The following is a 21,106-nucleotide window of genomic DNA, read 5'->3' on the forward strand; positions in this document are numbered from 1 at the left end:
CGAAATCAAGACCACAACCATAAGACTATGCATTCTTTAATCTGAACACATTGATCAAGGGAACAATGTAAAGGTATACCGCATAGGGAATGGCACCTGAATCGACGGACAGAGTAGCCAGAGGTACGGCTATGGCTATGCTCCAGGGAAAAAGCTCTGCAATCAATATGGCGGTGTTTTCAATGTCTATTGCAAGTTCTTCATTTGAAAACCCTTTGCCTTTATATATTTTGTCCATTAGCTGCTGAGTCAGGAGCACCGGAAGAGTTTGATTGCAGCAGAACGCGCAGGTTGCGATGCTGGCGAACATGGTTGTCAGATACACTCCAATCTTATCGCTCATCCTGACAAGGAATCCCTGTATGTCATTGAGCATTCCTGTTCCTTCGAATATGCCCGAGTAGGATGATGCAATCAGAACTACCAATGAAACATTTACCATGGATAATAAACCACCGCCGGAAATTATATTTGCAAGAGAACTCCCGTCTTCTATATGAAAACCGAATACCATTGTCTTTAAAATATCTACCGGTGATATTTTCTGCAGGTATATGCATGCGAAGAACGCCGCTATGATGCTGAAAAACATGGATAGCTTAACGTTTTTTCTCATGAGGGCAAGAAAAAGAATCACAGCCGCCGGAAGGACGGTCAGAAGGTTCAAGTTGAAATAAGACGCTATTTGATCAAGAAGCTCTGAATTTGCACGGCTCAGCGGATACCGTCCTGAAAGGTATGCGTAATATGCAGCCGTAAGCAGAAACGGTAAAAAGCCTGTCTTGAACATGTTTTTAACGTTGGTGTACAAATTTGTCCCTGTAACGGTTGCAACAAGGTTTGCGCTTGAAGATACCGGTGAGCACCTGTCGCCGAAAAACGCGCCTGATACTATTGCACCTGCAGCTGCCATTGGATTGACACCTCCTCCCTTTGCAAGAACAATCAGTACAACTCCGATTGTTCCGGCAGTGCCAAAGCTTGTACCTAAAGCGAAAGAAACAAGGCACGTCAGGAAAAATGCAAAAAGTATGAAGTATTGCGGGTTCATCAGCCTGGTACCGTAGTAGACGAAAAATGAAATTGTTCCTCCTGCCCTCCACAGCGCCGTTATTATTCCTATGAGAGCAAATATCGGCATGAGAGCCAAAGCCTTTTTCATACCTCCAAGAAGCATGTTTACTATGCTTTTGAGATCATGGCCTCTGTGAAAGGCCACCAGTGAAAAAGAAACCATACCCAAGAGCAACGGCCAGATGGTTGAAATATTTTTTGATATGCTGAAAACCAGCGAAAGTGTGAAAAAAGCCACAGCTGCCAAAAAGTCCATAGTAACCTCCGGATAATGATAATACCATTATAAATATCATTTCAGAAAATTACAATAACATAAATCAAGTCAGGCAATATCAAAGTTTTCATGTCATAAAATTGAAAGTACAATAAAATAAGACTGGCAGTCCAGCATACTGACAGTCTTATTTTACAATTATATTAGGAGATTTCCTGCAATAAGATATTAGCTTTATTTTTTATCTGAAGTATTTTTGTTCAATGAGCAACAGTCCAGAGGCTTTCCTTTGAAAGCTTCCTCGTTTGATTTGGCCAGTGCTTCTAGAAATCTTTGAAACCAATTTTTTTTCATATGCTCACCACCTTCAGAACTTGGTTTATTATAAACTGCCCATGTGAAGAAAATATGAAGATAGAATGAATCTTCATATTTTCTTCATTTATATGGACTAATATATAAAAAAACATAAGGAGAATATTATCATGGGTTGCTGCGGAGGACCAGGTCCACTAAAAACATATAAATTCAAAGATTACTTAATATCAACTGTTGTTATTATTGCCATAATTTTAATAATTTATTATTTTCAAAAATAATATTGGTGAGGTGTATAATGAGCATTAAAAAAGAAAGAATCAAAGTGTACGACATGACATGTTCTTCCTGCGAATCAAGGGTGGAAAATTCAGCACTCAAGACAGAAGGTGTCATAACCGCTAAGGCTAGCTTCAGCGGACAATTCCTTGACATAGAATATGACGACGAAGTTTTTAAGATTGAAAGTTTGAAGGAAGCTATTCAAAAAGCTGGATATGCGACGGAAAAATCGGATTACAAATTTCTTGGTGTTCTTATAATAGCTGCTGTGATTGCACTGTTAGGGTTTAACACAGGCGGCTTCGACATGGAATCAAAATTGCAGAACGCTTCCTATGGTGTACTATTCATAGCCGGAATACTTACATCCATTCACTGTGTGGGCATGTGCGGCGGAATTATGCTGTCGCAGAGCTTGAAGGCTGAAAGCGGCAGTAAGCTGGATGCGTTGAAACCATCACTGTTGTACAACCTGGGCAGGGTCATATCATACACAGTGCTGGGAGGAATAATAGGAGCTGCAGGTTCAGTGTTTGCTCTTTCAATTAAATCCAAGGCTGCAGTACAGATAATTGCCGGTGTCTTCATGGTCATGATGGGCTTCAACATGGCAGGTTTTGGATTATTCAGAAAATTTCAGTTGAAAATGCCCAAATCTTTTTGTAAGATTAAAAGTAGGTCATCATCTCCATTTATAGTGGGAATACTTAACGGACTCATGCCTTGCGGCCCACTGCAGACAATGCAGCTTTTCGCCCTGGGAACATCAAGTATGACAAAAGGAGCTCTTTCCATGTTTTTCTTCTCACTGGGTACGGTTCCTTTAATGCTTACTTTCGGAGGTCTTTCGGGACTGCTTTCGAAAGGGTACACCAAGAGGATTCTTAAAATGAGCGGAGTTCTTGTGATTGTCCTGGGTCTCATAATGGGAAACAGGGGCCTTGCAATACTTGGAGTAAATCCCGCAACTGCCCTGGCGTTTGCGAAGGAAGAAAATTTGTCAGAAGATGCCGTAAATCCCAATGTAGCAAAGGCAGAGATGGTTGACGGCTACCAGGTAATAAGAATGACGGCAAGCAACAAGGGATTCACACCAAATGCATTTTATGTTCAGAAGGGAATTCCCGTAAAATGGATTATTGATGGTGCAGAACTTAACACTTGCAACAATGCGGTTATAGTTCTTTCTTTAAATTTGGAGAAGAAGATTAACAAAGGGGAAAACATAATTGAATTCGAGCCTGCTGACAAGGATATGAACTTCAGCTGCTGGATGGGAATGATAGGAGGGGTGATCAGGGTTGTGGACGACCTGGGAATTGTGGACACAAACAAGTACGATCCGACACTTCCTGCTCCAAGCGCTGGACCGAGCTGCTGCGCAAGACCTCTGGAGGACGAAGGCACACAAAGCACTGCAGGCTCCAGCATCTACGGCAACATAAAGGAAGCACCTACAGAAATGTTGATCAATAAAGCAAATGGGAACAAGATTCTGTTAAAGGGAATCGGATATGAACTGCAGCCTATTATTGGAGTTGTTCAAAGCGGCGAAACAATAATAGTCCAGTTTGACTTTGAAGAATTTGATTTTTTCCAGGGAAAGTTTTCTATAATCGATGGCATGACAGGCGAAGAGAAGGCTTTTTTTAACGGAAGCAGAGGATTAAACCAGGTGCAGTTTAAGGCAGAAGAAGACGGTATTTATGGAATAGTCAAGGAAGGAACACTGCTTGGAATTTTCAAGTCGGTTCCTGACCTGGACAGCGCAGACCTGGAGGAAATAAGAAGCGGCCTTATAACTGACTGATAAGGAGACCAAAATGAAAAATATTTTAATCATCGAAGATGATGAAAGAGTTTCGGATGTAATGAAAGCATACCTTGAAAGGGAAGGGTACAGTGTTTTCCTTGCCGGCAAAGGTGTCGAAGGCATAGAGACAGCCAGAAAAAACAACATCAAACTCATAATATTGGATTTGATGCTTCCGGACATCAGCGGAGAGGAAGTGTGCAGAATAATCCGAAAGGAATCGGATGTACACATATTCATGCTCACTGCAAAAAGCACCCTTGATGATAAAATTGAAGGATTGAACATCGGAGCCGATGAATACCTGATCAAGCCGTTCAGTCCAAGAGAGCTTACTGCCAGGGTGAATTCACTGTTCAGGAGGCTTGAAAAGGAAGAGGGCAAATCGGAATACATCTATGACGACGGCAATTTGTCAATCAATTACGAAAAACGCTCGGTGAATGTCAAAGGCACAGAGGTACCCATGACTCCAAACGAATTCGACATACTGTACACACTGGCTGCAAACAAGGGCAAGGTCATGTCCAGGGAACAGCTTATAGACAAGATTTTCGGATATGACTTTGATGGTTATGACAGGACTGTTGATGTGCATATAAAAAACATAAGAAAGAAAATAGAAGAAGATACAAGAAATCCAAAGTATATTGTTACTGTCACCAAGGCAGGATATAAATTTGGCGGTGAGCTTCATGCATTCAATTAGAAATAAGATTGCAGTCCTTCTGACTGTATGTTCCCTGGCCGCCATACTTCTTGTAATGCTGTTCGTAAATTTGACGGTAAATGATATATTCGAGCACTACATGGAGGATGTTCAGAACAAACGATATGAATCCATAACCACATATCTGGAGGAAGTGTACTCGAGCCAGGGAAAGTGGAGCGAAGATTCAGGAATCGAGCTTATGCACGAAGCATACATGAGCAACTACAATCTTACTCTTTACGACAAGGACAACAGACCCATATGGGGAATGAATCCCAGCGACATAAGAAACAAGCTGAACCTGGGAAACATGAAAGTAGAGGAGCAGGGAGTATATTCCGTCAAGAGGTTTGAACTCCATCATGGGCAGGAGGTTATCGGATACGTGGAGGTGGGGCAGTATTCTCCCCTTCTCATGACAGAGGAAGACATACAGTTCAAGTCATCCATAAATGAAAGCATTGCTCTCAGCGGTGTGGTGACTCTTTTGATAATAGTGGCAGCAAGCCTGTATTTTTCGAAGCAGATATCCGCACCTATCAAGGAAGTGGCAAACATGTCGGTGAGGCTTTCAAAGGGAGAATTTGGTACCAAGACCAAGGAGACAAGCAATGTAAAGGAAATTGAGGATTTGAGGCAAAGCGTCAACATACTGGCTGAAAAACTAAACAAGCAGGATATGCTAAGAAAACGTCTTGTTTCTGACATATCCCACGAAATCAGGACTCCCCTCAATGTGCTGCAGAACAACCTTGAGGCCATGATTGATGGGGTTTTTCCGGTAACCGAGGAGAGGCTCATCAGGCTCAACGATGAAATCATAAGGTTCGGAAAGCTTCTTAACAGTCTTGATGTGTTGAAGAAGTTTGAAACTGAAAGCATGAGTCTTAATTTCCAGCCCATAAGCCTTGATGAGATCATTGAAAAGCTTCATAATGAATTTGCCATGGAAGCCGAAAAGAGGAGCATTTCACTGAACTTTTCAATGGAGGGCAGAAGTTTCAAAGTTCTCGGAGATGAAGACAAGCTGAAGCAGGTTTTTTTCAATCTCATTCACAATGCCATGAAGTTCACTCCAAAGGGCGGAGAAGTTTCTGTTCACTTGAAAAATTCTGACGGAAAAATATGGGTGGAAGTTAAAGACAATGGCATGGGCATTGCACGGGAAGATCTGCCGTACATATTTGAGAGGCTTTACCGGGGAGATAAAAGCAGGCACGAGACAGAAGGCAGCGGCATCGGTCTTACCATAGTCAAAAACATACTGGACCTTCATTCAGCATCTATAGATGTAAGCAGCCCGGAAGGTGGAGGGGCCATATTTACAGCAGTGTTTGACGAAGTTTCTGAATAAAAATATAAAAGATGAAAAATAATTTGTTGGCAAGCATCAAATAATGGTTTAAAATTATACCATAAGGTACGATATTGAACCATTGCGAGCATTAATATTACAAACCCGTTGAATTATGGAATGATATTGTTCCATTTTTTCAGCGGTTTTTTTTTTACTGGTTCATTTTTCAACGATTATAACAAATTTCAGTTGGCACAATATATGCATATTATAATGGAGGAAACTATGGAAGCTAAGAAAATAAAACTTACGGCATCTGAAGACAGACCTCACCTTACCTATGAGGCCCTGAGCGTACTTCACAATCATGACGTGGGACTCATATGGATGGAAGTGTATGCCTACGTCGCATACATAAAGCTCATGCCCATGGAAGAAGGTGTTTGGGAAAACATAAAAATGGAGCTGAAGGAACTAGACGGCTGGTCAAGTCTCGAGGAGATAGAGCTGTTCCCCTTTGAGGAAAAAGATACCGAAATGAGGAAGGTTCTTGATGTCATTCCTCACGGTGTAACACTGTTAAGCAGAAGCGGAGACATAAAGTATGTGAACGACTATGCGGCTGACAAGATTTTCATGACATCCGGCAGGGATATCACCGGAATCAACATCAGAAAATACATGAATTACGACAAGCTTGTATCGTTTCTTAACATGAGCAGAAACAACAGTATCATGACAAAAGACACCATGGAAATAGGCAGCCAGCTGTACCAGGTTAATCTGCAGCCCATCACAAGTGAAGAAAACGTTTTAAGCAGCTACCTTCTGTCGTTTTATGAAATGGACGGCACAAGTGTCTTCAACCGTTACGACAATCCCATAACATTCGAGGACATTGTGGCTGAAAGCAATAAAATGCTTGATGCCATCAAGCAGGGCAAGCTTTATTCCAAGTCTGATTCGCCGGTCCTCATCACCGGAGAAAGCGGAACAGGCAAGGAACTTTTCGCCAGAGCCATTCACAATCACAGCAGGAGAAAGAACAAGCCTTTCATTGCCATAAACTGTGCGGCCATACCGGACCAGCTTCTCGAAAGCGAGCTTTTCGGTTATGAGGGAGGAACATTCACCGGAGGCAGAAAGGAAGGCAAGGCCGGGATTTTTGAAATTGCCGGAGGCGGAACGGTTTTTCTTGATGAGATAGGCGAAATGGCGCCGCACCTTCAGGCTAAGCTTCTGAGGGTTTTGCAGGAAAAAAAGGTCAGAAGAGTTGGGGGCGCCAGCGAAGTTAATTTCGATGTTAGACTTATTTCAGCCACAAACCAAAACATCGACGAAATGGTCAGAAACAAGGAGTTCAGGCTGGATCTTTTGTTCAGGATAAACATCTTCAACATAAACATTCCGCCGCTGAGGGAAAGAAAAGAGGATCTTCCAATACTGTTTGAACATTTCGCCCGCATTCATTCAAAAAGATATCACAAGGAAATAGACGGAATAAAACAAAATGCCATGAGAAAACTTCTCAACTACAACTGGCCGGGAAACGTCAGGGAATTTCAGAATGTTCTTGAAAGGGCGGTAGCTCTTTCTACAGAAAAAGAAATTACAGCCAGGGACATTATGCTTAACTACGACATTGTTCCGGAGGAATCCCTTGGGAGCACGTCCCTTAAGGAGTGTCTTGAAAACCTTGAGAAGAAAAAAATAACCGAGAGTCTTAAAATGAACAAAAGCATACGGGAAGCCGCAAGAAGCCTTGAGGTAACCCACACCATGCTTATTAACAGAATGAAGAAATACAACATCCGCAAGGAAAATTAATGATTATTTAAGGAGGTTCAAATGGATACAGAAAAACTCAGCAGGATGAAATTTTCAACCAGAGCTGTTCATGCGGGCTACAGGAAAAATGAGTACGGAGCGTTGGCAACTCCTATTTACCAGACATCAACCTTCATATTTGATTCCGCCGAGCAGGGCGGAAGGAGATTTGCGCTTGAAGAGGACGGGTACATTTACACGAGGCTTGGAAATCCAACAAGCTCCCAGGTTGAAGATAAGCTTGCAAGCCTTGAAAACGCCCAGGCTGCAGTAGCCATGGGTTCAGGCATGGGAGCCATAACATCAGTTATCTGGGCAATAGTTAAGGCAGGAGACCACATAGTGGCTGCCAAGACACTTTACGGCTGCACATTTGCATTCATGAATCATGGGTTATCACGCTTTGGAGTTGACGTTACATTTGTGGACACATCTGACCCGGAAAATGTAAGAATGGCGATGAAGGACAATACAAGGGTGGTGTATCTTGAAAGCCCTGCAAATCCTAACATGCTTATTTCAGACATCGAGGAAATTTCAAAAATCGCACATACCAATAAGGACTGCACCGTCGTTGTTGACAACACATACTGCACCCCTTACATCCAAAGGCCGCTTGATATGGGAGCCGACGTTGTGGTTCACTCTGCAACCAAGTATCTGAACGGACATGGGGATGTTATTGCCGGCTTTGCCGCAGGCAGGAAGCAATTAATCGACCAGATAAGGCTTGTGGGCATAAAGGACATGACAGGTTCGGTAATAAGTCCTTTTGATTCGTACCTGATCAACAGGGGAATGAAGACGCTGGAAGTGAGAATGGAAAAGCACTGTCAAAACGCTCAGAAGGTTGCTGAATTTCTTGAAAGCCATCCGGCTGTAAAGACCATAGCATATCCGGGACTTAAGAGCTTCCCCCAGCATGAGCTGGCCAAAAAGCAAATGAGCCTTCCGGGAGCTATGATTGCGTTTGAAGTTAAAGGCGGACTTGATGCGGGAAGAATACTCATGAATTCCGTGGAACTTTGCTCACTGGCTGTAAGCCTGGGCGACACCGAAACACTGATACAACATCCGGCTTCCATGACTCATTCACCGTATACGCCTGAGGAAAGGGCAGCATCGGGTATTTCTGAAGGACTGGTTAGATTGTCGGTAGGTCTTGAGGATGCCGATGACATAATTGCAGATCTAAAGCAGGCACTGGACAAAATCCTGTAAATTCATTCGAATAAACTTATTGTTATCCGAAACGGCCGGAGCATTCCGGGCCGTTTTTTTTATTATTCATTGACAATTGTTAGGTTTCCTAATAAAATAGTATAAGTAACATCTCCGAGTTTGCGGGTCTAAAGCCCAGGCTATGAGCCGCAAACCGAAAGGGTTTGTTTGGAAACAGACAAGCCTCCCATTGGAAAGGAGAAATCTACAGCATTTCTCTTTTCGTATACTATTATATGAAAGGGGTTTTTTTATTTTGAAAAAAACTAAGATGAAAAACATTTTAGCCCTCTTGCTTTCATTGACAATGATATTTTCAATGGCAGCATGCGCTAAAACAGAGCAGCCTAAAGCTGAACAGCCTGCTCAGGAAAAACCGGCAGAACAAACACCTGCACAGCCTGCAGAGGAACGAAGCTTTGTTCTTGCAACAACAACAAGTACACAGGATTCAGGACTTCTTGATTACCTTCTTCCTATCTTCAGGGAAAAGACAGGCATAACTGTTGAAGTTGTTGCCAAGGGTACTGGAGCTGCGCTGGAGCTTGCAAAAAACGGAGATGCAGATGGAGTTCTCGTTCATGCAAAAGCCCAGGAAGAAGCTTTTGTTGCCGAAGGATACGCCAAGGAAAGATTTGATGTTATGTACAATGATTTTATCATTGTTGGACCAGAATCAGATCCTGCAGGGCTGTTGACAAATGCTCCCAACGATCCTATAAAAGCCTTTGAACTTATTGAACAAAATAAGGCAACATTCATTTCCAGAGGGGATGATTCGGGAACGCACACAAAGGAAAAATCCTACTGGAAAGAACTTAACATCATTCCTGAAGGGGAATGGTATGTTTCGGCAGGAACAGGCATGGGTGCAGTGCTGCAGATGGCTGCTGAAAAGCAGGGTTACACTTTGACAGACAGGGCAACATATCTTTCAATGAAGGATGAGCTTGACCTGGTCATAGTGACAGAAAAGAACGACAAGATGTACAATCAATACGGGGTGATGATGGTGAACCCGGACAAGTATCCTGTAAAGGAACAGGAGGTTCAGGAATTCATGGATTTCCTTCTGTCTGACGAGGGACAGGAACTCATTGCCGGATTTGGCAAGGAAGAATTCGGAGAATCATTGTTTGTGCCGAACGCGAAATAAGGTGAGCTGATGTTTGAATTTATCAAAGAATTTTTAACTACATACAATGATATACTGCCGGTTGTGGGGCTATCCTTAAAGGTATCCCTCACTTCGACCTTAATAGCATCAGTGTTAGGACTTTTTGCGGGTATTGTTGTTGCTTTGAATGAATTCAAATTGAAAAAATCAATCATGAGGGTGGCTAACACCCTCATGAGCCTGCCTCCGGTACTTATAGGCCTTTTAGTTTACATGCTGCTTTCCAGAAAGGGGCCTTTGGGAAGCTTCGGCCTTTTGTTTTCCCCTGAGGCAATGATAATTTCGCAGACTCTTCTGGTCTTTCCCATTATTTTCGGACTAACAGTTTCATCAATTTCAGAAATTGCAAAGAATATTGAGCTGACATGCATATCACTCGGTGCAGACAAAATGAGCACTTTAGTTACTATTGTAAGCGAGTGCAGGATGCAGCTCCTTTCTGTTATTACGGCAGGTTTCGGCCGGGCAATTTCCGAGGTTGGAGCAGTAATGATGGTGGGAGGCAACATCAAGAATAAAACCAGAGTCATGACAACATACATCGCCCTTGAGACGGGGAAGGGAAATTTCGAGGAAGCTGTGGCTATAGGCTTTGTGCTCCTGTTCATATCATTTCTGGTGAATACGGTGATGTACAGGGTTCAGAGGAGGTAACATGAAGGTATTATTATCAGATGCGGTGAAGGACTACGATACATGCCGTGTGCTTGACATCGGAAGTCTGGAGTTTACAAAAGGCATCTATGCCATACTCGGATCAAACGGCAGCGGGAAAAGCACTCTTATGAGCTGCATGGCAGGTCTTGAATGCCTCAGCGAGGGCAGCATCCTTTATGATGGCAGGAAGCTAGATGCAAACTTGAGGAATTCAATATCCATACTTGTTCAAAAGCCTTACCTTTTCAACAAGACTTCCTACGAGAACATTGTAAGCGGCCTTAAATACAAAAGGACACCTAAGGAAGAATTGCAGAAAAGATTTGACAAATATAAAAGTTATTTTGAAGTCGACGATTTACTGAACAAAAAGTCATCGTGGCTGTCAGGAGGAGAAAGGGCAAAGATTGCGCTCTTAAGGACAGCTGTACTGGAAACAGAACTGACGATGCTAGATGAACCCACAGCTGCCATGGACATAGAAAGTTCCATGCGGGCTGAAAATCTCATAAGGCAAATGGCAGAAAACAACAGAACGGTCATATTGATCACACACGATGTGCACCAGGCTAAAAGAATTGCAGATCAGGTTATATTTATGGATAAGGGAAAGATAATAGAAATGGGAAAAGCAGAAAATGTCCTGAACAACCCTGCAAATAAGCTTGTAAGACAAATATTAAACATTTAAGCATTGGAGGAAATATGATAAGAACTGGAATACTAACAATAAGCGACAAAGGTTCAAGGGGAGAAAGAGTAGACGGAACCGGACCTGCAATCAGGGAAGCAATTGAAGGAAAACAATACAAAGTTGAATATTACAAGGTAGTACCCGATGAAATAGATATAATCAGCCAGGAGCTCATTTACATGTGCGACGAGCTGAAGCTTGACCTGGTTCTCACAAACGGAGGAACTGGATTTTCAAAGAGGGATGTTACTCCCGAAGCAACACTGAACGTAATAAAAAAACAGGCGCCGGGAATATGTGAGGCCATGAGGCAGATGTCTCTTGCAATCACTCCAAAGGCTATGCTGTCAAGGGCTATAGCCGGCATAAGGGACAATACCCTCATCATCAATCTTCCGGGAAGCCCCAGGGGAGCTGTTGAAAACCTGGAGTTCGTGCTTCCTGCACTTCCTCACGGCATTGAAATTCTAAACGGCACAGGCGGAGAGTGCGCCAGATAGGAGGAAGCAATGGATTTGTTCAACGTTTTGACAGTTAAGGATACAAGAAAGGTAATAGATGATAATTTCAGCTTGGAGCTTGAAGAGGAGACAGTCAGCCTTCTAGAAGCAGCGGGCAGGATACTTTCACAGGATGTGGTTGCTCCAGACAATGTGCCTGATTTCAGAAGATCCACCGTTGACGGCTATGCAGTCTATTCAAGGGATGTGTATGGAGCCAGCGATTCAATGCAGTCAATGCTGGATTTGAAGGGTGAAGTGCTCATGGGATGCGAGGCACCGGGTGAAATTGCAATGCCAGGACAGTGCTACTACGTACCTACGGGAGGTATGCTTCCAAAAGGCGCCGACTCGGTGGTGATGATCGAATATACGGAAAAACTTGACGATAGCACCATACTTGCTTCAAAATCAGCTTCTCCTGGAGAAAATGTGATAGAAATAGGAGAAGACATAAAAAAGGGCGAAGCAGTCATAAAAACAGGGACGAAGCTTCGTGCCTATGAAATAGGGGTTCTTGCAAGCCTCGGCATAACACGGGTAAACGTAATAAATAAACCAAGGATAGGTATTATTTCAACCGGCGATGAGGTTGTGCCCCCGGAAGAAGAAATTAAACCAGGCCAGATAAGGGATATAAACACGTATCTTTTGTACTCACTCATAGAAGAGCAGGGGTGCACGCCTGTGAAGTTCGGACTCATTAAGGATGATTACAATCTTTTGAAGAATGCCGTTGATACGGCAGTAAAGCAGTGTGACATAGTCCTGATTTCAGGAGGAAGCTCAGTGGGGAAAAAGGACAACACTGTAAGTGTGATAGACGATCTTGGAGATGAAGGAGTGCTGGTACACGGCATATCTGTAAAGCCTGGGAAACCAACAATCATTGGCAAATCAAAGGGAAAGATAATATTCGGACTGCCCGGACACCCTCTGGCATGCGCCGTGATATTCCAGGTAATGGTTAAATACTACATCGAAAAGATTACAAACAATAAAGAAAAATCATATCCGGTTACCTGCACGTTCAAAATAAATTATCACAAAGCCAAGGGCCGGGAAGAATATCTGCCTGTGACTATCGAGGACGACGGACAGTCACTTACTGCATGTCCCGTGTTTGGAAAGTCCGGTCTGATTACAGGGTTTTCAAAGGCCTGGGGATATATACGGATTGAAAGAAACGAGGAGGGTATACGGGAAGGTCAGACAGTCAGCGTATACAGATTTTAGGAGGGATTATGCAAAAGGTATATTTGTCCAATTACGAGCTTGACGAAGCTATAAAAATGTATTTTGAAAAACTGGGTGAATTTAATCCCCAGACTGAAAAAATCAGAACGTGGGATGCAAACGGAAGGGTTACAGCCAGCGCCGTGTTTGCAGCCATATCTTCACCTCATTACAATTCGTCGGCCATGGACGGCATTGCAGCCAAAAGCGAACGTACTGCTTCAGCTTCTGACAGAAACCATGTGATTCTCACGGAGGGAGAAGACTACGTTGTTGTAGACACTGGAGATCCCATTCCAAGAGAATTTGACTGCGTCATAATGATTGAGGACCTAATAAAGGCAGGAGAGAACAAGTTTGAGATATACCAGAGTGCCGTTCCATGGCAGAACATAAGGCCGCTGGGCGAAGACATCGTTGAAAATCAGCTCATAGTTCCTTCAAGGCATAAAATAAGGCCGGTGGACATAGGAGCGCTCATTGCCGGCGGAATAAACGAAGTTGAAGTTTTCAAGCGCCCAAGGGTAGGGATAATACCAACTGGTACGGAAATTGTTGAGCCGGGAACAGAACTAAAGGTGGGAGACATAATCGACTTCAACTCCAGAACATTTTCTGCTCAGGTAAGCGACTGGGGATCCATACCCACCCGATATCCCATAGTCAAGGATGATTACGGCAAAATTAAAGCTGCTGTACAGAAGGCCATTGAAGAAAACGACATAGTGCTTATAAATGCAGGCTCATCTGCAGGAAGGGAAGATTTCACCTCATATGTCATAGGAGAACTTGGAAACCTCATTATACACGGGGTTGCCATAAAGCCCGGAAAACCCGTTATGATGGGTGTCATAAACAATAAGCCCATAATAGGTATACCCGGATACCCTGTTTCAGCCTATTTTGTTATGGAAGAAATAGCTAGGAAGCTTGTACTGGCATACCAAGGCCTTGAAGCAGAGGAGCCGGCAAAAGTTAAGGCATTTATCACCAGAAGGTGCATGTCTTCACTTAAATATCTGGAGTTTGTAAGAGTGAAGCTCGGATACGTGGCAGGACGCTACATTGCCACTCCGCTTACAAGAGGAGCAGGAGCAACTATGTCATTGGTAAACGCTGACGGCGTGCTTGAAATTGACCAGAGCATCGAAGGGATTGAAGCGGGCACTGAGGTTGAAATAAAGCTTTTGACACCCGAAGAGAAAATTAAGAACACGCTCATCAGCATAGGAAGCCATGACCCGATAATAGACATAGCTGCTGATTTAATACACGGAAGGAACAGGAAGTTTTTCCTGTCTTCTGCCAATGTGGGATCAACAGGCGGTCTTATGGCCCTTAAAACAGGTGAGACCCACATGGCTCCCACCCATCTGCTGGATATGGAGTCAGGCGAATACAACTTGTCATACCTGAAAAAATACCTTCCGGGAAAGAGCATCTGCCTGGTCAAATGCGTGAACCGCATCCAGGGCTTCATGGTGAAAAAGGGCAATCCGAAGAACATAACAAAATTCGAAGATCTCACAAGGGAAGACGTGAAGTTCGTGAACAGGCAGAGAGGGTCAGGCACAAGGCTGCTGCTTGACTACAACCTTAATAAACTTAAAATTGAAACAGGAAAAATAAACGGATATTACAGGGAAGAATTCACACATCTTGCAGTTGCGGCCGCCGTTGAATCAGGCGATGCAGATGCGGGTCTTGGAGTTTACTCTGCTGCAGCAATGATGGGACTTGACTTCATACCGGTTTGCAACGAAGAATATGACCTGGCGATACCGGAAGAATATATGGAAACGGAAATAGTTAAGGAATTCATCGAGACAATCAAATCACAGGAGTTCAAAAACAAGCTTGATGAACTTGGGGGATACGACTACACTAACACAGGCAGAACAATTTATCAGAGGAGCTGATCACATGCTTGACAATAAGGGAAGAACAATTGATTATTTAAGGGTATCGCTTACTGACAGGTGCAACCTGCGCTGCATATACTGCATGCCTGAAGAAGGCATAGGAAAAGTATGCCACCAGGACATAATGCGTTTTGAGCAGATAGAAAAGGTAATAACCGCATGCGCAGCCATAGGAATCAAAAAAGTCAGGTTTACGGGCGGAGAGCCTCTGATTCTTAAAGGTATCGACAAGCTTATAGCACATACTTCGTCAATGTCTTCCATAAAAGACATTTCGCTAACTACAAACGGAATTCTTCTTGCCGATATGGCAGAGGACCTTAAAAAAGCAGGCCTTAAGAGGGTGAACATAAGCCTGGACACCTTAAAGGCTGACAAGTTCAGAGAGATCACAAGATTAGGCGACATAGGCAGGGTTATGGCTGCTATCGAAAAATGCATGAGCCTTGACATGGTTCCGGTTAAAATAAATACGGTACTGATGAAGGGCATAAATGACGATGAAATCGGTGATTTCATAAACATGACGAAAGAGCTGCCCATACAGATAAGATTCATAGAACTGATGCCCATAGGCGAAGGATACAGGTATTATGACAGGTGCAGCATGAAGGTTGAAGAGATTCTGGAAAGATTTCCGGAGCTGGTTCAGATAAAGGACGACAGCAAGGTGGCATCCGTATACAAGTTGCCGGGAGCCAAGGGGTCTGTGGGGCTCATTACACCCATAAGCTGCAAATTCTGCTCAGACTGCAACCGCATAAGGCTCACCGCAACAGGAACCATAAAGCCGTGCCTCCATTCCCAGGAGGAAATCAACATCCTTCCGTATCTTGACGATCAGGAAAAACTCATTGAGGTCATGAAAGATGCAGTGTATAACAAACCTGCAGAACATCATCTTGAGACCGAAAAGAAAAGCCACTCGGCCAAAATGATGTACCAGATTGGAGGCTAATATGGAACTTACTCACATAAACGAACAGGGCAGGGCAAGAATGGTTGATGTAAGCCAGAAGCAGGAGACGTTCAGGGAAGCTGTCGCCTGCGGATGCGTTTACATGAAGAAAGAGACGCTTGAAAAAATACGGGAAGGCACCATAAAGAAGGGCGACGTCCTATCTGTGGCACAGGTTGCGGGAATAATGGGAGCAAAGAAAACCTCCGATATAATACCCATGTGCCATCCCATAATGATATCAGGCTGCGACATCAGCTTTTCTCTGGATTTTGAAAAGAACAGGGTTGAAATAACTGCAACGGCAAAAACCACGGGCCAGACAGGCATCGAGATGGAAGCGCTGTGTGCCGTTTCACTGGCGGCACTGACAATCTACGATATGTGCAAGGCAATAGACAGAGAAATGGTAGTGTCTGATGTGATGCTTATGAAAAAATCAGGCGGAAAATCCGGAACATTTGAAAGAAATACTTAAGAGGTGAATCATGGCAAAAGTAACTGCTGTAAACATAAGTGAAACAAAGGGCGTTGTGAAGGAAACAATTGAAAAGGGATATTTTCAGCTTAATCACGGACTTGAAGGAGATGCCCATGCAGGCAGCTGGCACAGGCAGGTTAGCCTGCTTGCCCAGGAAAGTATAGATAAAATGATTAAATCTGGAGCCGAAGGATTGACTCCGGGCAAGTTTGCAGAAAATATCACCACAGAAGGAATAGTTTTGTACGACCTTCCCATAGGAACAAAACTTAAGATAGGTGAAACAGAGATGGAAGTCACTCAGATAGGGAAGGAATGCCACAAGGGATGCGCCATAAGGGAACTTGTGGGAGACTGTGTGATGCCAAGAGAAGGAATATTCGCAAAAGTGCTGGTTCCCGGATGGGTGAAGGCCGGAGATGAAATAACGGTAATATCCTGATTAAATTTTTAAAATTAGAATGAATAAATGATGCTTAAATCACCAAAATAATAATGAGGTGATACAATGGCGAAAGCAGGAATGAGAAGGCCGGATCCAAGAGATCCCCATGGCACAGAAAGCAACAAGATAACACATTTTAAGAAAAACGAACAACCTCCTGTTCCGGAACTGCAGGGAAAGGCAAAGGCAGGACACGAAAAGGCAAAACAGATTATTATAAATAAAATTCATCACAAGGAATTAGAATAAAAATTTCAGATATGAGAAATATATGTATGATATTTATTTAAATGTCCATTCTAATTTCAAGGAGGAATATTTATGAAAGCAATTGTGGAAAGAGACGCATGCATCAGCTGCGGCCTTTGCGAATCAATTTGCCCGGATGTGTTCAAGCTGGATGACGAGAACATATCAACGGTCATCGCAGATCCCGTTCCGGCAGGATCAGAGGATTGCGCCGAAGAATCAAAGGAAGCATGCCCGACCAACGCGATCATAATTGAATAAATTCACTAAAAGACTTTCTTTGGGAAGTCTTTTTGTATGCCCTAACCCCATTGTTGCGAGCCCTAACCCCATTGTTGCGAGCTAAAGCTAGCTGATACGAAACTGCGATTCCTTGAAGCCATAATGGCAATGCTTGAAGCCATGATGACAATGCTGTAAAACTTTAAATTTATTTGAAAACATGCATAAAGTGGTAGAAAGTTAAAAAAACTGTGCTATAATAGATTAAAGGCGGTGAATAACATGAACTACTTAATTGGTATTGATGCAGGGGGAACCAAGTCGGAGCTGACAGCCTACGACATGAGTTATAAGCCGATTTATTCAAAAACCGGAGGATTTGGTAATCCTGCAGTGAATTTGGACAAGACCATCAACAACTCAATTTCCTTGATAGGTGAATGCCTTTTGGATTTGGGCAGGGAGCATTGCAATCTAATAGCCATAGGCATGGCAGCCGTTGAAACCGGCAATTACGCACAGCTTATCAGGAATTATGTAAAGAGGACATTTGAGGTTGAAACGGTTGTAATAAACGATGCGGAAATGGCATGCAAGGCATATTTCGGAAACAGCGATGGAATACTGGCAATAGCCGGTACCGGTTCTTCATGCTTTGTGCAAAAATCCGGAAAGGGCCAGATGGTCGGCGGCTGGAGTCACATACTCGGAGATGAGGGCAGCGGCTATCACACAGTAATAGAAGTTTTCAGGAATATAGTGTGCATGTATGACAAATGCCTTCCCTTTGACAGACTCAGCAGCGCGATACTTGAAAAAATAGGTGGTTCATCAAGATCTGAAATAATGGATTTCATATACAGCAACGAAAAAAGTGAAATAGCTTCTCTGTTTCCTGTTATTGTTGAACATTCCATGAAAGGTGACACCTATGCGGTCAGTCTTCTGGAAAACGCCGGGAAATATCTTGCCGACCTTACGTTTACGGCATACAGAAAGGCCGGATTCAACGGACTTGTGACCATAGGGCTCAAGGGAGGAGTTTTCCACAACAGCTGCTGCACAGTGTCATCATACCTGAATGAAATCCAGAAAAACATACAGAACTATGAAATAATAGCAGAGGACATTCCCGCCACAAAAGGCGTCTGCAGCATATATAACAGCTTATAACGGAGGAATTTTCACGCCAGGATTTATGAAAAACATGACATTTAAGGAATAGACGTACCGCTCCAAACAACCCGCTGAAAAATAAAAAGTGCACTGTGTGCACTTTTTTGTATACAGAATGGGACATAGGTCCCCTTGCGAAGCTATAACTATTTAATCTTCTCCGAACAAGTTTCCAATTCCTATGTTTCCAAGCAGGCTCCCCTCGCCTTTAGAGCCGGTGCCTCCTGCCTTCTTGCTTGCAGAAAAAATCCTGTCAGCCATCCTGCTGAATGGAAGAGACTGCAGCCAGACTGTTCCGGGTCCTTTCAGCGTTGCCAGGAACAATCCTTCTCCCCCGAACAATGCGCTCTTTACATTGCCCACAAACTCAACGTCGTAATCAACACCTTGAGTAAATGCTACAAGACAGCCTGTGTCAAGGCACAACTTTTCTCCAGGTCCAAGGTCCTTTTTGATGATGGTCCCGCCTGCATGAAGGAAAGCAAGCCCGTCACCTAAAAGTTTCTGCATGATGAAACCTTCTCCACCGAAGAAACCTGCTCCTATCTTCTTCTGGAATGCTATTGAAATCTGAATACCCTTGGCAGAGCAAAGGTACGAATCACGCTGGCATATGAGCTGTCCGCCGTACTCCATGAGCTCTACCGGTATGATTTTACCGGGATACGGTGCTGCAAATGCAATGCTGCTCTTTTGGCTGCCTTTGTTTGTAAACGTTGATGTGAACAAATTTTCTCCGGTTAAAACTCTCTTGCCTGCTGTGGCAAGTATACCCTTGAATCCTTTTCCTTTTTCAGTTCCGCTTCCGTCTCCGAAAACAGTGTCCATTTCAATGTTTCCATCCATGTACATCATTGCCCCGGGTTCTGCCACGATGGTTTCGCCGTAATCAAGGCCGATTTCCACAAACTGGATGTCATCACCGAAAATCTGAAAGTCAACTTGGTGCGCTCGTTCCATAATTCCCTCCTGATATAATTGATCCCCTTGTTGTTTTCCATATTATGCATATTCAGCATAACAAAATAATGAGCAACATGCAACATTCATGAAAAAATTTTTTCTTGTAATTAGCACTGCATGTTAATATAATTAATAAGTCAAAAGAAAATTAAAAAAAGCAGGAAAATATATGGAAAAGTTTGAAGAAATAGAAAGAAGCATTATTAAAAAATACAGGAAGACCATCTGGTCCAAATTCATATCAGCAATAAAGGAATATGAGCTCATCAAGGACAATGATAAGATAGCAGTGTGCATTTCGGGCGGGAAGGATTCCATGCTTATGGCAAAATGCATGCAGCAGCTTCAAAAATACAGCGACATAAAGTTTGAAACACAATACCTGGTGATGGATCCGGGATACAATCCCGAAAACAGGCAGCGTATAATAGACAATGCAAAGCTATTGAACATCCCCATAAGGATATTTGACACTCAGATATTCAACATAGTAGAGAGCATAGAGCAGACTCCGTGTTATCTGTGCGCAAGGATGAGAAGAGGATACCTGTACAGAAACGCCAGGGAGCTCGGGTGCAACAAAATTGCATTGGGGCACCATTTTGACGATGCAATAGAAACAGTGCTTATGAGCATGTTTTATGCAGCCGAGATAAAGACGATGATGCCCAAGCTTCACAGCACCAACTTTGAAGGAATGGAGCTCATAAGGCCCATGTACAAAATCCGCGAGGAGGACATCATACACTGGAGAAAACATAATGGACTCCAGTTTATTCAGTGCGCATGCCGTTTCACGGAACACTGTTCCATTGATGACGAGGGAACATCCAAGAGGCAGGAGATGAAAAACCTTATAAAAAAAATGAAGCTGGTTAATCCGAATGTGGATATGAACATATTCAGAAGCATCCACAGTTTAAACCTGGACACGATTATCGGATACAAACAAGGCGGAGTGAAGCACAATTTCCTGGATGACTACGACACCAGGCCATCCGGCGACTATTAAAGAAATTACCCTTAAGGCTCAGCTTTGAGGGGTTTTGTTTCATTGGACTTCAAAACGAAACAATTTGTCGATGGTTGAATATAATGACATATATTGACAGGAAGGAGATCATTATGTACAACCCATTTTATGACAATCAGGGATACGGAGGCCGCATGGGAATGTGGCAGGACGGCGGGGACATAAACCCGGAGCTTGTGAATGATGTTTTAAGGGCCATAAGGGATGAGGTTCATGCCTATTACTTTTATGAAACGCTGGCTGAGATTGCTCCCACTGACCGGGAACGTCAGACAATAAAGAGCATTCAGCAGGACGAAGCAAGGCATTACCACTGGTTTACCATGATTCTTCAAAGGCTTGGAGGGCAGATTCCGGAAATTCCTGAAGGCAAAGTGCCGTTAAATTACGAGGAAGGGTTAAAGGAAGCCATTGTTGATGAACTAAACGCTGCGTCATTTTATCAGAATGTAGCATACAACACAGATGACAGGCACATTCAGATGCACTTCATGCATGCTTCTCACGATGAGCAGCGCCACGCGTCATGGCTTCAGTATATGCTTACGGGTATGCGTTGAAACAATAAACTATTAAAATCACGGTGCGCCGTGATTTTTTGCTGTTCGAAAAATAATTAAAATCAAAATTTC

Annotated in this window: 22 protein-coding genes and 1 riboswitch; of the genes, 19 read left to right on the top strand and 3 right to left on the bottom strand. The window is 43.3% G+C overall.

The window, feature by feature from the left end:
• Positions 1–25: 25 nt before the first annotated feature.
• Positions 26–1,330: a Na+/H+ antiporter NhaC family protein gene (locus AAGU76_RS00485; RefSeq protein ID WP_342483477.1), complete on the bottom strand. Its 1,305-nt coding sequence runs from the start codon at positions 1,328–1,330 to the stop codon at positions 26–28.
• Positions 1,331–1,525: 195 nt separating this feature from the next.
• Positions 1,526–1,645, bottom strand: a complete 120-nt coding sequence (locus AAGU76_RS00490) for an LDCC motif putative metal-binding protein (protein ID WP_342483478.1) — start codon at positions 1,643–1,645, stop codon at positions 1,526–1,528.
• Positions 1,646–1,907: 262 nt separating this feature from the next.
• Between AAGU76_RS00490 and AAGU76_RS00495 the strand changes: the two genes are divergently transcribed.
• The 17 genes from AAGU76_RS00495 (at position 1,908) to AAGU76_RS00575 (ending at position 18,475) form a co-directional block, all read left to right on the top strand.
• Positions 1,908–3,701 (top strand): sulfite exporter TauE/SafE family protein, encoded by a 1,794-nt coding sequence (locus AAGU76_RS00495; RefSeq protein WP_342483479.1) that lies wholly within the window; start codon positions 1,908–1,910, stop codon positions 3,699–3,701.
• 13 nt (positions 3,702–3,714) lie between these two features.
• Entirely contained in the window at positions 3,715–4,413 is a 699-nt protein-coding gene (locus tag AAGU76_RS00500; RefSeq protein ID WP_342483480.1) for a response regulator transcription factor, read from the top strand.
• Positions 4,400–5,770, top strand: a complete 1,371-nt coding sequence (locus AAGU76_RS00505; protein WP_342483481.1) for an ATP-binding protein — start codon at positions 4,400–4,402, stop codon at positions 5,768–5,770. Before AAGU76_RS00500 ends, AAGU76_RS00505 begins: the two co-directional genes overlap by 14 nt.
• A 228-nt stretch (positions 5,771–5,998) precedes the next feature.
• Positions 5,999–7,540, top strand: a complete 1,542-nt coding sequence (locus AAGU76_RS00510) for a sigma 54-interacting transcriptional regulator (RefSeq protein WP_342483482.1) — start codon at positions 5,999–6,001, stop codon at positions 7,538–7,540.
• A 21-nt stretch (positions 7,541–7,561) separates the two neighbouring features.
• Positions 7,562–8,761: a methionine gamma-lyase gene (megL, locus tag AAGU76_RS00515; protein ID WP_342483483.1), complete on the top strand. Its 1,200-nt coding sequence runs from the start codon at positions 7,562–7,564 to the stop codon at positions 8,759–8,761.
• Between the two features lie 100 nt (positions 8,762–8,861).
• Positions 8,862–8,978: riboswitch (molybdenum cofactor riboswitch) on the top strand.
• Positions 8,979–9,032: 54 nt separating this feature from the next.
• A complete protein-coding gene (locus AAGU76_RS00520; protein ID WP_342484659.1) occupies positions 9,033–9,917 on the top strand; it encodes a substrate-binding domain-containing protein in 885 nt (294 codons plus the stop codon).
• Positions 9,918–9,926: 9 nt separating this feature from the next.
• Positions 9,927–10,592, top strand: a complete 666-nt coding sequence (locus AAGU76_RS00525; RefSeq protein ID WP_342483484.1) for an ABC transporter permease — start codon at positions 9,927–9,929, stop codon at positions 10,590–10,592.
• Position 10,593: 1 nt separating this feature from the next.
• Entirely contained in the window at positions 10,594–11,286 is a 693-nt protein-coding gene (locus AAGU76_RS00530) for an ATP-binding cassette domain-containing protein (RefSeq protein WP_342483485.1), read from the top strand.
• 14 nt (positions 11,287–11,300) lie between these two features.
• Positions 11,301–11,789 carry a MogA/MoaB family molybdenum cofactor biosynthesis protein gene (locus AAGU76_RS00535; RefSeq protein ID WP_342483486.1) on the top strand — a complete coding sequence of 163 codons (489 nt, stop codon included), beginning with the start codon at positions 11,301–11,303 and terminating at the stop codon, positions 11,787–11,789.
• A gap of 9 nt (positions 11,790–11,798) precedes the next feature.
• Entirely contained in the window at positions 11,799–13,025 is a 1,227-nt protein-coding gene (gene glp, locus AAGU76_RS00540; RefSeq protein WP_342483487.1) for a gephyrin-like molybdotransferase Glp, read from the top strand.
• A 5-nt stretch (positions 13,026–13,030) separates the two neighbouring features.
• A complete protein-coding gene (locus AAGU76_RS00545) occupies positions 13,031–14,944 on the top strand; it encodes a molybdopterin biosynthesis protein (RefSeq protein ID WP_342484660.1) in 1,914 nt (637 codons plus the stop codon).
• A 4-nt stretch (positions 14,945–14,948) separates the two neighbouring features.
• The gene (moaA, locus tag AAGU76_RS00550) at positions 14,949–15,905 is read left to right on the top strand and encodes a GTP 3',8-cyclase MoaA (protein WP_342483488.1); all 957 of its coding nucleotides are present in this window, start codon (positions 14,949–14,951) and stop codon (positions 15,903–15,905) included.
• A gap of 1 nt (position 15,906) precedes the next feature.
• On the top strand, positions 15,907–16,383 hold the full coding sequence (gene moaC, locus AAGU76_RS00555) for a cyclic pyranopterin monophosphate synthase MoaC (RefSeq protein WP_342483489.1): 477 nt from the start codon (positions 15,907–15,909) through the stop codon (positions 16,381–16,383).
• Positions 16,384–16,393: 10 nt separating this feature from the next.
• Positions 16,394–16,828 (top strand): MOSC domain-containing protein, encoded by a 435-nt coding sequence (locus tag AAGU76_RS00560; RefSeq protein WP_342483490.1) that lies wholly within the window; start codon positions 16,394–16,396, stop codon positions 16,826–16,828.
• Positions 16,829–16,894: 66 nt separating this feature from the next.
• Positions 16,895–17,080 (top strand): hypothetical protein, encoded by a 186-nt coding sequence (locus AAGU76_RS00565; RefSeq protein ID WP_342483491.1) that lies wholly within the window; start codon positions 16,895–16,897, stop codon positions 17,078–17,080.
• 72 nt (positions 17,081–17,152) lie between these two features.
• Complete coding sequence (locus tag AAGU76_RS00570; RefSeq protein WP_342483492.1) at positions 17,153–17,341, top strand: ferredoxin; 189 nt, start codon at positions 17,153–17,155, stop codon at positions 17,339–17,341.
• A gap of 243 nt (positions 17,342–17,584) precedes the next feature.
• Complete coding sequence (locus tag AAGU76_RS00575; protein ID WP_342483493.1) at positions 17,585–18,475, top strand: BadF/BadG/BcrA/BcrD ATPase family protein; 891 nt, start codon at positions 17,585–17,587, stop codon at positions 18,473–18,475.
• Between the two features lie 153 nt (positions 18,476–18,628).
• On the opposite strand, the gene AAGU76_RS00580 is transcribed toward AAGU76_RS00575, so the two are convergent.
• Positions 18,629–19,438: a TIGR00266 family protein gene (locus tag AAGU76_RS00580; protein ID WP_342483494.1), complete on the bottom strand. Its 810-nt coding sequence runs from the start codon at positions 19,436–19,438 to the stop codon at positions 18,629–18,631.
• A gap of 172 nt (positions 19,439–19,610) precedes the next feature.
• Here AAGU76_RS00580 and AAGU76_RS00585 point away from each other — a divergent pair, with 172 nt between their 5' ends.
• Positions 19,611–20,453, top strand: a complete 843-nt coding sequence (locus AAGU76_RS00585) for an ATP-binding protein (protein ID WP_342483495.1) — start codon at positions 19,611–19,613, stop codon at positions 20,451–20,453.
• A 113-nt stretch (positions 20,454–20,566) separates the two neighbouring features.
• Positions 20,567–21,034, top strand: coding sequence for a ferritin-like domain-containing protein (locus AAGU76_RS00590; protein WP_342483496.1), 468 nt, complete (start codon positions 20,567–20,569; stop codon positions 21,032–21,034).
• Positions 21,035–21,106: the final 72 nt, after the last annotated feature.

It is taken from the genome of Sedimentibacter sp., from assembly GCF_038562225.1.
In the GTDB taxonomy this organism is placed as follows: domain Bacteria; phylum Bacillota; class Clostridia; order Tissierellales; family Sedimentibacteraceae; genus Sedimentibacter.